Raw genomic sequence first — 13,550 nt, forward strand, 5'->3', positions numbered from 1 at the left:
ATCCTGGCGCGCGAGGCTAAGCTCGATCTGGCGATCGCCAAGAAACAACTGACCGAGCACACGGTGCTCGACAAGGATGTGGGCGCGCCGAACGACAAGTTGCGCGCCGCGCTGGAAGCCGTCGCGCCGATCTTGGTGGACGAAAAGCTGGTGCAATCCGATGCTGATCCCAAGGCCGCGCTCGCCGAACTTCTGGACGCGAATTTGGCGCTCGCGGCGATCAATCGGTGACATGACGCTGGCTAACTCGCGCGTTCTAGCAGGGGCATCGCCGGAGGCGAAGAGAGCCGGCACGCGCCTTGTTGTGCGCCGCTGGCTCGCCCTCCTCGTGCCGGCCGGGCTATTACTTGCCTGGTTCTTGGCAACCGACGTCTTGCGCATCTTCTCGCCTAATCAGTTGCCCTCGCCCGGACAGACGCTGCGCACAGCGCTCGACATGATCGCCAGCGGCGACTTGTTCCGCCACATCGGCGCCAGCGTCGGACATGTGCTGCTCGGCTTTTCCATCGGCGCGGCCATCGCCCTGATCGCCGGCGCGCTGGTCGGGTTATCGCGCAGCGTCGAAGCGGTGGTTGATCCAACGCTACAGGCGCTGCGCAATATCCCCTCGCTGGCGTGGGTGCCGTTCCTGCTGTTGTGGTTGGGGATTGACGAAGCGCCGAAGATCACGCTGATCGCCATCGGCGCGTTCTTCCCCGTCTATCTCAACCTGGTCAGCGGCATTCGCCAGGCCGACCGCAAGCTGGTCGAGGTAGGCTACGTGTTCGGATTCCGCAGCTTCGAGCTGGTGCGCCGGATCGTGCTGCCGTCGGCATCGCCGTATCTGCTCGCGGGCCTGCGCATCGGCTTCGGCCAAGCTTGGCTGTTCCTAGTAGCTGCTGAGCTGATCGCCAGCACACGTGGCCTGGGCTTCATGCTGATTGACGGCCAGAACAGCGCGCGTCCCGACATCATGTTGGTCAGCATCCTCACCCTGGCGCTGCTGGGCAAGCTGAGCAACAGCGCGCTCCGCGCCGTCGAATGGTGGGCGCTGCACTGGGCGGATGTCTTTCAAGGCAGGTGAAGGGTGGACGTCTTTTCGTCTTGCGTCTCGCGTCTTGCGTTTGAGTTGCACGCGTAGGAGCGTAAGATGACCCAATGAAAGATCGCTGAGATGAGTAGTTCCATCAAGATCGAACGTGTGACGAAGCGGTTCGACGGCAACCTGGTGTTGAATGAGTTGTCGTTGGACGTGAGGCCATCGGAGATCGTCAGCCTGATCGGTCCGAGCGGCTGCGGCAAGAGCACGCTGCTGCGCCTACTCTCCGGCCTGGAGCGCGACTACGACGGCCGCCTGCTGATTGACGATCAGCCAGTGACCGGACCGAGCCGCGCCGTCGGACTGATGTTTCAGGAGCCACGACTGATGCCCTGGCTGAACGTGCGCGACAACGTGCGCTTCGGCCTGCGCCAAGAGAACGGCGCAGCATCGCCGGCCACAAGCGAACGCATGGACACCTGGCTGCGCCAGGTGAAGCTCGATCACGCTGCCAGCCATTTGCCTCGTCAGTTCTCCGGTGGCATGGCGCAGCGCGCAGCGTTGGCGCGCTCGCTCGCGACGGAGCCGGGCGTGTTGCTGCTCGATGAACCGTTCAGCGCTGTGGATGCGCTCACGCGCATGCGGCTGCAAGAGCTGCTGCTCGAAGTTTGGCAGCGCACCCAGGTGACGATGGTGCTGGTGACGCATGACTTGGACGAGTCGCTCTACCTCAGCGATCGCGTCGTCGTCATGAGCAGCCGGCCGGCGTCGGTGCGCGAGGTGCTGGCGGTCAAAGCGCCCCGCCCGCGCGACCGGCGCGACCCAGAGCTACTGCGTCTGCGCGCGCATTTGCTCGAAGCGCTCGACGTCGTTCACGCCCTGGAATCCGCGGACTTGCCCAACGGCATACCCTTTGGCGTTTGAGGGTGTGACAGAATGAGCCCCATCTTCTTGTTTGGTTTAAGGAGGAAAGTAAAGCTATGAGCACATCTGCATATGCCCATCCCGAAGCCTTGGTCAGCACCGACTGGCTGGCCGAACATCTAAACGACCCGAACGTTCGCATCGTGGAATCGAACGAAGATCCACTGCTGTACGACACCGGCCACATCCCCGGTGCGATCAAAATTGACTGGACGACCGACCTCAACGATCCGCTGAAGCGCGACTATCTGGACTCAGCACGTTTCGCGGAGCTGATGAGCAGCAAGGGCATCGCCAACGACTCGTTCGTCGTGTTCTACGGCGACAAGAACAACTGGTGGGCGACCTACGCCTTCTGGGTATTCCAATTGTTCGGGCACACCAAAGCCGCCATCCTCAACGGTGGACGCAAGAAGTGGATTGACGAAGGCCGCCCGCTGACGCGCGACGTGCCGTCGTATCCGCGCACCGACTACAAAGCGCCGCCGCGCGATGACTCGACCATTCGTGCTTTCCGCGATGAGGTGTTGCGCCACGTACAAAACAAGGGGGTGCTGGTGGATGTGCGCAGCCCGGCAGAATACACCGGTGAACGTCTGCACATGCCCGAATATCCTAACGAGGGAGCACTGCGTGGCGGCCACATCCCCGGCGCGAAGAACATCCCCTGGGCACAAGCCGTGCGCGAAGACGGCACGTTCAAATCGCGCGAAGAACTCGAGGCCCTCTACCGCAGCCAGGGCATCACACCCGATCGAGACATCATCGCTTACTGCCGCATTGGTGAGCGCAGCAGCCACACCTGGTTCGTGCTCACCTACCTGCTGGGCTATCCGCGCGTGAAAAACTACGATGGGAGCTGGACGGAGTGGGGCAACAGCGTCGGTTTGCCGATTGAGAAGTAAGACCGCAGGGATGCAGGGGCCGACCAATCGGTTGGGTGCCCCGCAGAGTCGGCCCCATGCCTGACAACATCTCCACGACCCCCATCCCTTTCTCAGCAAAAGCAAAGCGCATACGAAAAGGCAGCGCTCTCGTGCGCAGTGGGCTGAGGCACGATTGCATCGCACAGCCTCCTCGCGCCGTTCAGGGGACTGTGAGGGGCACCGGGCTTACCACGGCGCCTCGGCGAGGGCGCTGCATCACTTGAGTGCATCGGCCAGGGCGAACACCGGGGGCAGCACCTGTTGGCAGTGGTAACGGCGTCACGCATGCTCGCCGGGCGTTAACGCGCAGTGTTCATGCTGAACACGATGCCCCTGAAACGCTCGGTCCGCCCCAGCTCCATAACATCATTGGCGTCGTTGACATCGCGCTCCGGCCGGACGACTTTCCCTCGACCAGGGATTGGTTATGGCGTACCGCTTGCTCACCGTGGCACTCCTGCGCGCGGCGCTCTCCGGCGCATCCACGCCGGTGTAACTCACGCGATGTTCTCGGCCGTTGACCTCAACGACAATCGCGTCGCCGTGCACCGCGCGCTTCACCACTGCGCCTGCCTCGCCAGGGTCCATCAGGAGCACAGCGGCGATTTGCTTAAAGGCTGACCCGCCCTCGCGTAGCAAACTGAAGAGCAGCGCTCATCAGCAACGCCACCACTATCACGGCCAGGGCAGTGCGTCGTCATTTCGAGGTATCCATCAGCGCCTGCGCGAAAGAACTTGGCGCGGATGGCATCGTATCAGCTCAGCGTGGCGAGGGACAAAGTCCACCGCCGCGCGCAGATGCGCCTTTTTGTCGAGTGCACCCATGTCTTACGCATGACTTGCGCATGAGATAATTTCGTCATGCGATTTCTCGCCGACGCCGTCCAGCCAGGCCTCAATGCGCCTGCTGCTCGCCGTTGGCTGCGGTGCGCACAGCGACGCTTAGCTTGTTCCTGCGCCTCCACCGTTGCGCGCTGTTGAGGCGAGCCATATCGTGCCCCACGGAGTATGCGATCTCGGCACCTTCGGACATGTCAACTTGGCCTGCTTGCGCTGTGCGCGGTTGGCTTTGCGCTCAGGTTGATCGAGCTGGACGCGCGCAGCCTGTGGCTCGACGAGGGGTTTAGCTTGCTGCGCATCTGGTCGAGCTGGTCAGACATCCTTGCCAACCAGATTTTCCATCAGACCATTCCTACAGTTGACTTACACCCGCCGCTCTACTTTGCGCTGGCCAAGGCATGGGGCGAGTTGGCCGGCCACACGGTGTTCGGGTGGCGGAGCTTTTCAGCGTTTTGTTCTACTCTGATCATCCCCGCCACCGCGGTCCTGACGCAACGGTTGGTCAGACGGCGCAGCGCTGCCTTTATGGCGGCGTCGCTGGCCATGCTCGCGCCGACATACCTGTGGCAAGCTGCCGAGGTGCGCATGTATGCGCTTACCACCCTCTTGGGCGCATTAAGCAGCTACGCTGCCCTGCGCGTCCTCAGCCATCGTTTCGCCTCGATCCGCTGGCTCATCGGTTGGTCGGCGCTATGCATAGGCAGCTTCCTCACCCATTACAGCTTGCTCCTCCCTCTCACCCTTCAGTTGGCATTCCTCAGCCCCCGTATCCTAGCGTGCGTGCGCCTGCGCCGCGGCCATCATCAACTCCTACTTTCAATGGTGGCGTTGATCGGCCTGATGCTGATCGCAATCCTGGGGCGCCCCACGCTTGATTTCATCATCGGCTACAGCGGCGGGGCCCTGTCTTCCACTAAGCAGCCCGTCCCCTTACTCGAAGTCGGCCGGGAGTTCATCGCCGACAGCGTGAACGCTTTGACCTTTGGCCTAAATGCCGCCGATCCCACCGGCGGCTCATTGCTTTGGGCCACCGTCGCGTTGATCCTCTTCGGCTGGCTGACAACGCTCCGACAGCGGCGACGCCACACCTATCTCTGGATCATCCTCGCGGTAGCGCCCTTGCTTGGCTGGCTCATTGCAAGCTCACGCCTTGAAAACCGTCCCTCTTTTCGCTACGTGGTGTACACCTTCCCGTTGTTCCATGCTGCGATAGCCAGCGCCGTCGGCAGTGGGTTCGCCGCGTTGCCCCGTTCAAAGGCGCTCGTCGGCTTCCCTTTGCTCGTCCTTTCGTTGGTTCCCCCTGCTTTCGGCGCTTGGATGACCCATGTGCGCACGGACGTGTGGCAGGATGACTGGCGCGGCCTAGCGACGTTTCTGCGCCAGAACCTACGCCGCGATGATGGCGTCCTGCTCGGCCTTCACGCCAGCGAAGCCAGCCTGCGCTACTACCTAGGGCAACCGATGGATTTCTTCGAGACCGCCGGCCAATGGCGAGACACTTCGGCCAATACGGCCGGCGACCTTCTGGCGCAGCGATATGGGCGGCTATGGGTTGTGCTGGCCGGCGACTTGGAAGACTATTGGAACCGCTTCGTGGTGCAAATTGCAGAGCAAGGCTTCACCTATAGGCAAGAAGTCGCCTTTCCCGCGCGCACCACGTCGCTGCGCGTGCGCCTCTATGATCGATCTGCGTGGCTGGATCAGTTGCCCCCCGAGGCACACGTTGCCGCAACCTCAGACGGCGCGCTGGCCGGCCTGTCGTTTATTGCGCCGGATTTGCGCTACGAACGCCCGGCCCTCGGGCTGATCGCTTACTGGCGACGGTCACAGCGCGCTCCGGCCTATCTCTCCGTGCGCTTGAGTCACGACAACGCGGTATGGTACGACTTTCGCATCGAGACGCTGCTCGGGCAGCCGGCTGCACAGCCGGGGGCACCTTTGTCCCATCGCATTTATCTGCCCCTGGTCCAGAATGAGGAGCAATCAAAGCAGCGTCCTGCTCCCCTATCAGCCATGCGCTACACCCTGCCGTTGTGGCCTGGGCTTCCCCCCCTCCCGTATGTGCTGACCCTCACCCTCACCGACGCTCAAGGCGATGTGCTCCAGCGGGAAACGTGGACGTTAGACGTGACGGAGGTCGAACGCTGGGTTCGCTGGCCGCGCCTTGCCACAGCCTCGCTGTGGGAATCCCCGGCGCTCAGCCTGCTGCAGGCAGAATATCTCCCCTCGCTGAGCGAGGGCGAGGACATGCCCGTTGTGCTCACCTGGTCAGCACGGCAACCGCTTGCCGACGGCTGGCGCATTCGGCTGGCGTTGTCCGGCAGCGGCGAAGCGCAGGTCGAGCGTCCGCTGGCCGCTCACCCCTGGCCGCCGGCGCACTGGCCCCTGGGCGAAGCGGTGCGCGATCAATACCTCGTGCCCTCCGCCTCGCTGAGCGAGGGCCGTTACTGGTTGACGCTTTATCTGGAGCGCGAAGGTCAAGCCGCCCAGCGCCATACGCTGGGTCGGGTCACCATCGTCCCAGCATCCCCCATCGAGGTAACGCCAAACTACGCCATCACCGTGACAGCGGCCCATGTCGGTCCGCTAACACTCCAGGGCTACAGCATCACCGAGGTGCAGCCGGAGGCAGGCGTGCTGGTGGTTGAAACGTTCTGGCGCGTGGAAGCGCGTCCACAAGAGGATGGCCGTCTATTCGTACATCTTTTCGACGCCGCCGGCAACTTCATCGGCCAGGACGATGGACCGCCGTTCAACGGCGCCCGCCGCACACAATCGTTGCGCCCCGGTCAATGGGTGCGCCAAGTACACACCATCCGCACCGGCGCTGCGCTGCAACCGGGCGTCTACCACCTGCGCGCCGGCATATACACGGCGGCCACGCTCCGCCGTTGGCCGGCGACGCAGAACGGTGTTCCTGCGCCGGACGACGTTGTCGTCCTCTCCGACTACGTTCTCCCCGCATCGCCATGAGCCCCCTGCTTCATGAACCGGCTGAAGCTGATCTTGCCTGCGACCAGCCTGGGCGACATCTATTCGTCGATCACATACCCGCCGATTTCATCGCATCGCGAACCGAACGAGACCCAGCGCGCCGAGCGTGGCATCAGCGATGGCCTACTGCGGTTGTCGGTCGGCATCGAGGCCCCTCAGGATATCCCGACCGACCTCGAGAGCGCGCTATAGCTTGGCGCAAGGGCAACGGGTAATCCCAACGCGATGCTTCATCGCGACTGCGATCGCATCACAAAAACAAGCCAGGCTTCTTGCGGAAGAAGCCTGGCGCCTCATGCGTAGTTGCGGACGAGTCCGCGGGGCTATCGGAACGGCGGCGAGTAGAGCAGTCCGCCCTGCGTGTATAGATTGTTGATGCCGCGCGGGATAGCCGTCTTGGTATTCGGGCCGAGGTTGCGATCGTAGATCTCGCCATAGTTGCCGACAGCCTTGATCACATTCACGGCCCAGTCCTTGCTCAGGCCCAGCTTGGCGCCCAGGTCCACCTTCTCATCCGCGCCGAGCAAACGCCGCACTTCGGGGCGCGTATCGTTCGCCGCTACGCTGTCCACGTTCTCAGAGGTGATGCCGAATTCCTCGGCGGCAAAGGTGGCGAACACCGTCCACTGCACGATGTCGAACCACTGGTCGTCGCCGTGGCGTACCATCGGGCCCAACGGCTCCTTGGACAGCGTCACGTCCAGGATGACATGGTCGTCGGGGTTGGGCAACACTGAGCGGCGAGACACCAGGCCGGACTTGTCGGTAGTCACCGCGTCGCAGCGCCCTTCGGCATAGGCGCCGAACGTGCCGTTGGCATCCTCGAACACGGCTGGCGTGTATTGCAAATTGCGCGCCGCCATCTGATCGGCCAGGTTCAACTCGGTGGTGGTGCCCTTCTGCACGCAGATCGTCGCGCCGTCTAGCTCTTCCAACTTGGTGATGTTGGAATCCTTCGGCACCATGATGCCTTGACCGTCGTAAAAGGTGGTGGCGACGAAGTTTGCGCCGTTGTCGGTGTCGCGGGTCAGCGTCCAAGTGGTGTTGCGGATGAGCACGTCAATTTCGCCGCTCTGCAGCGCAGCGAAGCGTTGCTCAGCCGTCAGCGGGCGGTACTCAACCTTATTCACGTCGTTGAAAATGGCCGCCGCCAGGGCCTTGCAGTAGTCAATGTCGAAGCCGCTGAATGCGCCGGCGGAATCCACGAAGCCGAAGCCCGGGACCTGGCTATTGACGCCGCAGATCAACTTGCCGCGCGCTTTGATCGCCTTGAGCGTCTCGCCGAAGCCCGAAGACGCCACAGGCGCAGCGGGGGCAGGTGTGGGAGCAGCCGCAACGGTAGCGGCAGGCGCGGCGGTCACCTCGACAACGCGCGTCACCTCGACGATGCGCGTGACCTCGACCGGCGCTGCCGGAGCAGCGGGGGCTGCCGCCGGAGGGGCAGCGCACGCTGCGAGCACCATTGGAACTGCCATGAGCAGGCCGAGAACCTTTCGTGGGCGTATCATTTGCTTTTCCTCCTTCGATTTCGAGTAATTCTGAATCCGAATGATCGGACAACTCTACGGGGAACTGCGCTGCGGGCGAATTATATGAAAAGCTGGGCAGACGCGCATTCACACACCTGCGGGCACCGCGGAGCGATTGCGCCCCCCGATGTCCGCTCCTCTCAGCTTAACAGATTCTTCTAGGCTTTGGATTGCAGCGCCTTGCGCTCTAGCCGCGCAATCCGTCGAGCAATCGCCCTGTGCAGCGCCGGCTGTGAGTTGGCGCCGAGCGCCCGCCACGCGTAGGTCAGCGCGCGATCGAGGTCGCCCATGCGCCACTCGTAGTGCTTGGCGACCTCGATCAAGGCTTCGACATCGCCCGCCTCCGCCAAACGCTGCCAGAGAGCCAATGCTTCCTCCGGATGCCCGCGACGCTTCAAGAATCGCGCGGCGCGCCGAAGAGACTGGCGTGGGGGGGCGGAGTTCGAGGATTGTGCAGAGGGGATGAGAGCGCGAAGATCGCGCCAACGCCCGGCCTGTAGTGCTCCAACTGCAGCGAGATAGCTGCGCTCGGCGGCATCGTAGTCGCCCGCGCACTCATAGAACCGCGCCGCGTTGAAGTGCTCCGCCACATCCTGCGGCTGCGTGAGCGCGTCGGCCAGGCATGCTATGAGCGTGACCATGGAGAGGATGTCATTGGCGTTGTGATACATCACACGCTGCATGTCCTCGTTCGGTTCGCCCCCGCCGGCAGCCAGATATTCGCGATACAGAAGCGGGATGACCGCGCCGGGTATATCGCGCTGCCCGCGCCGCACCCCCAACAGGTGAAACTCAAGCGAGCCGAGGCCGCACGAGCCCAGGCTGCCGCGCCAGGCGCGACGCGCCGACAACAACAGATCGAAGTGATGCTTGTCGGCAAAAGGGGACGCCATGCGCGACAAGACAAAGCGCGACTCGAGCAGCGGCACATCAAAGGCCCGCCCGTTGAACGTGATAATGGGCTGACGGTCATGCGCGCGCCGGCTCACCGCGCTCAACATCGCGATTTCCTCGATCGGATCGCGCAAGAAGAATTGCTCGATGACAAAGCGCTCACCTTCGAAGTATCCCAGGCCGACCAGAAAGGCGAGCGTACCCACCCCGCTGTTCAGACCCGTCGTCTCGGTGTCGAGGAAAATCGCCCGGCGCAGGTCTATCTCGGTGATGGTGCGCCCTACGATGAGCCGGGCGAGCAGTTCGGGTGAGTGGCGCAGCACGGCATCCAAAGCGCGATCGCCATGACGATGCGCCAGCGGGTATGCCGACCGGCTCACATAGGCAGGTCCGCATGGCGTGCTCATCAGCTCGAGTTGAGCGCGCAATGGCGCGACGTCGCGATTCGATTGTAGCGCCGGCTTGAGAGGTGCAGCATGTTTGCGCACGCCCAGCCGCCGCAATCGCTCGCGCAGATCGAGGTCCATGCTGACCCATTGTACGGGCAACGCCATAAGGTGGGATAATCGCGCATATGACAACGGTTTCTGTTGCGTCTTCCAACGGCGCCCTAATGTTCGATGTGGCAGTGCTCGGCGCGGGCCCCGGCGGATACGTCGCCGCCATTCGCGCCGCACAACTGGGATTGAAGGTCGCCCTGATCGAGCGCGATCAACTGGGTGGCATCTGTTTGAACTGGGGATGCATCCCCACCAAAGTGTTGTTGCGCAACGCCGAGATCGTCGAGTTGGTCAAGGACGGCGAGGCGTATGGCATCAGCTACGAAAACCTGCGCGTGGACTACGCGAGGGCATACAAGCGCAGCCGCGAGGTAAGCAACCGTCTGGTGAAGGGTGTCGAGTTCCTCATGAAGAAGAACGACATCAGGGTGTTCATCGGCGAGGGGACGCTTGTCGCCCCGAACGCGATCCTCGTCGAGCATCGCAGCGAAGAGCGCACGATCACGGCTCACCACCTGATCATCGCGACCGGCGCAAAGCCGCTGACGCTACCTTTCCTCAAGCCGGACGGCACGCGGGTGTTTACCTACCGGCAGCTCCTAGAAGTGCAGCGCGCGCCGAAGAGCATGGTCGTGATTGGCTCCGGCGCGATCGGCATGGAGTTCGCCTACATCTTCCACGCCTACGGTTCAGAGGTGACCGTGCTGGAAGCGCTGCCACGCATCATGCCGCTGGAAGACGAGGAGGTCAGCGCCGAGATCGCGCGGGCCTTCAACCGCAGGGGCATCAAAACGATTGCCGGCGCGAAAGTGACCGACGCTAAGGTGGGCGCAGAGGGTGCCGAGGTGTTCTTCGAGACCGACAAGGGCCAGCAATCCATCAAGTCGGAGTGGGTGCTGGTCGCCGTGAGTGTGACGCCAAACACCGCAGGCATTGGGCTGGATAAGGTCGGCGTGAAGATGAATCAGGCCGGCTACATCGAGGTGGATGACCACATGGCGACGAACGTGCCGAGCATTTACGCCATCGGCGACGTGACCGGCAAATTGCGGCTGGCGCACGTGGCCCAGGCGCAAGGCGTGGTGGCTGCGGAGTCCATCGCCGCCAAGCTGGGCAAATACCACGACCATCTCCCCAAGCTCGACTACGATGCCATGCCGCGCTGCACCTACACCATCCCGCAAGTGGCAAGCATGGGCCTCTCGGAGGCGCAAGCCAAGGAGAAAGGCTATGAGGTCAAGGTCAGCAAGTTCCCGCTGCGCGCCAACGGCAAATCCCTGGCGCTGAACAACACTGAGGGCTTCGTCAAGATCGTAGCCGACGCGAAGTACGGCGAGATCCTCGGCGTGCACTGCATCGGGCCGGATGTGACCGAGCTGCTGCCGGAGTTCGTATTGGCCAAAAACGCCGAGCTGACGCCGGAGGAAATCGCCCGCGCCGTGCATGCGCATCCGACATTGAGCGAATCGTTGATGGAAGCTGCCGAGGGCATCGGCGGATTGCCGATTCACATTTGAGCTTGGGGCTTCCAGCGTTGAGCTTTAAGCCCATCGGGGATTCGCAGGCCTACAGCTCTCGGCCCACAGCGCGCAGCTCACATCGCTCCGGATGAGAAGAAGCGACCTGATCACCCTCCTCGTGCTCTTCGCCATGCTATTCGCTGCGCTGGGCAGCATCGTCGCGGCGGAGTGGATGCCGGGGGTGGGTGTCGTCGCCTGGGCGGCTGCGCTGGGCCTGCTGGCGGGGACAGCGCTGGCTTACAGCAGCTTCCCCGCTTGGACGGCGCATCTGACCAGTCTGATCTACGGGCTGTTTACGCTGGGCGTGATCGGCGGAACGCATCCCAGCATCGCCGGGGAGGCGGACCACTGGCGCGCGCGCACCATGCTGCTCCTCCAGAAAATCGTCGCCTGGATCGAGGAGGCGTTGAACAACGGCGCCAGTAGTGAGCCGGTGATCTTCATCCTGCTGCTGAGTGGGCTATTCTGGGCGCTGGGTTACACGGCTGCCTGGTACTCCTTCCGCTATCAGCGCATCTGGCACGTGATCCTGCCGACCGGCGTCGCGATGTTCTCCAACGACTACTACTACGCCGGCCAGAACCCGATGGCGCCGTTCCTGCTGATCTACCTACTGTGCGCCGTGACGCTGCTGGCGCGCTCGCACCTGGCGGAGCGCGAGGCCGGCTGGTTACAAAGCCACGTGCGCTTCTCGCCCGCGTTGGGGCGATGGTTCGTCGTCGGCGGCCTGGCCATGGCCACACTGGCCGGCCTGTTCGGTTGGCGGCTCAGCGAAGCGACAACCTCGGCCGCCGGTCGCAACTTCCTCGAACAGCTCAACGCGCCTTACCAAGAGTTGCTCGCGCGCTGGAATCGCCTGTTCGCTAACCTGAACAACAACATTTCGCGCGAGGTGGATAGCTACGCCTCGTCCGTCACGCTCAGCGGCCCGCGCAGCCTCACCGCCGAGCCGATTATGGATGTGATGGCGCCACCGGCGCGTTATTACTGGCGCGCCGCCAGCTACGACCACTACGACGGATTGACCTGGCGGAACACCATCGAGACCACGACCAACGCTCAGCCGTTCGATGTCAACATCCCGCTGGCCAGCTACGCCGCGCGCATGCCAACGCAGGCCGACTTCGTCCTCTATCGCGGCACCGACAGCATCTATGCGCCGTCGCAGCCATTGCGCGCCAGCGTCGGCGCACAGGCCATCTTCGAGCGGGTGGGCAACACCACCGTGGACCTGGTTCAGCTCAAATTGCCCGTGCCCTTGCTAGACGGGAACCGCTACACAGCCCTGGGCTCGGTGAGCATTGCGAACGTCGCGCAGTTGCGCGCGGCGCCGCCGGATTACCCGGCCTGGACCGCGCGATACCTACAGTTGCCGCCGCAAGTACCCGCGCGCGTCTTCGACTTGGCGCGCAACATCACGGCGCGCGCGCCGACGGCGTTCGACAAGGCGGCTGCCATCGAGCGCTGGCTGCGGGATAACATCACCTACGACGAGCAGTTGCCCGCACCGCCGCCGAGCATCGAGGCTAGCGACTACGTCCTCTTCGAAATTCGGCGCGCCTATTGCAACTATTACGCGACAGCGATGGTAGTCATGCTGCGCTCGCTCGGCATCCCTGCGCGTGTGGCCGTCGGCTACGCTCAGGGCGACGTGGCGCTCGACCCCAACATCCCCGATCGCGCACTCTACCGCGTCCAGGGCGACGACAGCCACATGTGGGTGGAGGTGTTCTTCACAGGCTACGGCTGGGTGGAGTTCGAGCCGACCGCCGGCCAGCCGCCGATCGAGCGCTTCGAACCACAGGCCGGAGCGACGCCGACCCTTACGCCAACGTCGCCGCCCACACCCACGCCCCAGCCCCAGGCGACGGAATCGGTGCAAGCCGCTACGCCCACGCCGGAGCCGCAGCCTTTACAGCCCGATGCGCCGGCTGATCCGCCGCGCGCGACGCCCCCCGAAACCGACGGACGATCCGAGATGCTTCAACGCCTGCGCAACAGCGGGTTGCCTTACCTGCTGCTGATTCCGCTCCTGATGGCTGTGGGATTGGGCGTGTTGCATTATCTCGAAAGCGCAGGGGTGGGCCGGCTGCCGGCGGTCGAGCGGGCGTATGCCCTCATCACGCGCTACGCCGGCTGGCTCGGCGTCGGCAGGCAGCGCCAGTTCACGCCCTACGAGCAAGCTGAGGCGCTGGCGCAGTACGCGCCGCAGGCAGCATCCGCCGTACAACAAATCACCGATCTGTATGTGCGCAAGCGCTTCGCACCGCCGAGGGAAGCTCACAGTCGGGACGATGCTGTAGCAGCGCTATCGGCCTGGCCCAAAGCGCGCAGCGCCCTGCGCCGGGCGTTATTGCGGGTCCGTTTGCGCAGGCAATGGCGCGGGCGCCGTAGCGTTCGTTGAC

9 protein-coding genes and 1 pseudogene are annotated in these 13,550 nt (G+C 63.5%); 8 read left to right on the top strand and 2 right to left on the bottom strand.

The genetic code is table 11. The annotated features are described in order from the left end of the window. The 6 genes and pseudogenes from GXH28_RS06350 to GXH28_RS06375 form a co-directional block, all read left to right on the top strand. Positions 1–231: pseudogene (locus GXH28_RS06350) on the top strand (ABC transporter substrate-binding protein); the annotation flags it as partial. Next, positions 224–1,063 carry an ABC transporter permease gene (locus tag GXH28_RS06355; RefSeq protein WP_445082645.1) on the top strand — a complete coding sequence of 280 codons (840 nt, stop codon included), beginning with the start codon at positions 224–226 and terminating at the stop codon, positions 1,061–1,063. The pseudogene GXH28_RS06350 and the gene GXH28_RS06355, both read left to right, overlap by 8 nt. Before the next feature lie 90 nt (positions 1,064–1,153). Beyond that, positions 1,154–1,942: an ABC transporter ATP-binding protein gene (locus GXH28_RS06360; protein ID WP_169238186.1), complete on the top strand. Its 789-nt coding sequence runs from the start codon at positions 1,154–1,156 to the stop codon at positions 1,940–1,942. A gap of 56 nt (positions 1,943–1,998) precedes the next feature. Then, positions 1,999–2,847, top strand: a complete 849-nt coding sequence (locus tag GXH28_RS06365; protein ID WP_169238187.1) for a sulfurtransferase — start codon at positions 1,999–2,001, stop codon at positions 2,845–2,847. 1,029 nt (positions 2,848–3,876) lie between these two features. Continuing rightward, positions 3,877–6,681, top strand: coding sequence for a glycosyltransferase family 39 protein (locus tag GXH28_RS06370; protein ID WP_169238188.1), 2,805 nt, complete (start codon positions 3,877–3,879; stop codon positions 6,679–6,681). Positions 6,682–6,693: 12 nt separating this feature from the next. Next, positions 6,694–6,894, top strand: coding sequence for a PLP-dependent transferase (locus tag GXH28_RS06375; RefSeq protein ID WP_169238189.1), 201 nt, complete (start codon positions 6,694–6,696; stop codon positions 6,892–6,894). Between the two features lie 131 nt (positions 6,895–7,025). On the opposite strand, the gene GXH28_RS06380 is transcribed toward GXH28_RS06375, so the two are convergent. Together GXH28_RS06380 and GXH28_RS06385 are read right to left on the bottom strand one after the other, a co-directional pair. Next, positions 7,026–8,177 carry an amino acid ABC transporter substrate-binding protein gene (locus GXH28_RS06380; RefSeq protein WP_240550233.1) on the bottom strand — a complete coding sequence of 384 codons (1,152 nt, stop codon included), beginning with the start codon at positions 8,175–8,177 and terminating at the stop codon, positions 7,026–7,028. A 212-nt stretch (positions 8,178–8,389) separates the two neighbouring features. Beyond that, the gene (locus GXH28_RS06385) at positions 8,390–9,652 is read right to left on the bottom strand and encodes a ribonuclease H-like domain-containing protein (RefSeq protein ID WP_169238191.1); all 1,263 of its coding nucleotides are present in this window, start codon (positions 9,650–9,652) and stop codon (positions 8,390–8,392) included. 47 nt (positions 9,653–9,699) lie between these two features. On the opposite strand from GXH28_RS06385, the gene lpdA reads away from it, so the two are divergent. Together lpdA and GXH28_RS06395 are read left to right on the top strand one after the other, a co-directional pair. After that, complete coding sequence (gene lpdA / locus GXH28_RS06390; RefSeq protein ID WP_240550234.1) at positions 9,700–11,142, top strand: dihydrolipoyl dehydrogenase; 1,443 nt, start codon at positions 9,700–9,702, stop codon at positions 11,140–11,142. A 91-nt stretch (positions 11,143–11,233) separates the two neighbouring features. Then, on the top strand, positions 11,234–13,549 hold the full coding sequence (locus tag GXH28_RS06395) for a DUF4129 domain-containing transglutaminase family protein (RefSeq protein WP_169238192.1): 2,316 nt from the start codon (positions 11,234–11,236) through the stop codon (positions 13,547–13,549). The last annotated feature ends 1 nt before the right edge of the window (position 13,550 follow it).

It is taken from the genome of Candidatus Roseilinea sp. NK_OTU-006 (assembly GCF_012931985.1).
GTDB lineage: Bacteria > Chloroflexota > Anaerolineae > J036 > Brachytrichaceae > JAAFGM01.

Coding starts and splice junctions, on each gene's coding strand:
- GXH28_RS06360 (WP_169238186.1), top strand. CDS start 1,154: ATGAGTAGTTCCATCAAGATCGAACGTGTGACGAAGCGGTTCGACGGC.
- GXH28_RS06365 (WP_169238187.1), top strand. CDS start 1,999: ATGAGCACATCTGCATATGCCCATCCCGAAGCCTTGGTCAGCACCGAC.
- GXH28_RS06370 (WP_169238188.1), top strand. CDS start 3,877: ATGCGATCTCGGCACCTTCGGACATGTCAACTTGGCCTGCTTGCGCTG.
- GXH28_RS06375 (WP_169238189.1), top strand. CDS start 6,694: ATGAACCGGCTGAAGCTGATCTTGCCTGCGACCAGCCTGGGCGACATC.
- GXH28_RS06380 (WP_240550233.1), bottom strand. CDS start 8,177: ATGGCAGTTCCAATGGTGCTCGCAGCGTGCGCTGCCCCTCCGGCGGCA.
- GXH28_RS06385 (WP_169238191.1), bottom strand. CDS start 9,652: ATGGACCTCGATCTGCGCGAGCGATTGCGGCGGCTGGGCGTGCGCAAA.
- lpdA (WP_240550234.1), top strand. CDS start 9,700: ATGACAACGGTTTCTGTTGCGTCTTCCAACGGCGCCCTAATGTTCGAT.
- GXH28_RS06395 (WP_169238192.1), top strand. CDS start 11,234: ATGAGAAGAAGCGACCTGATCACCCTCCTCGTGCTCTTCGCCATGCTA.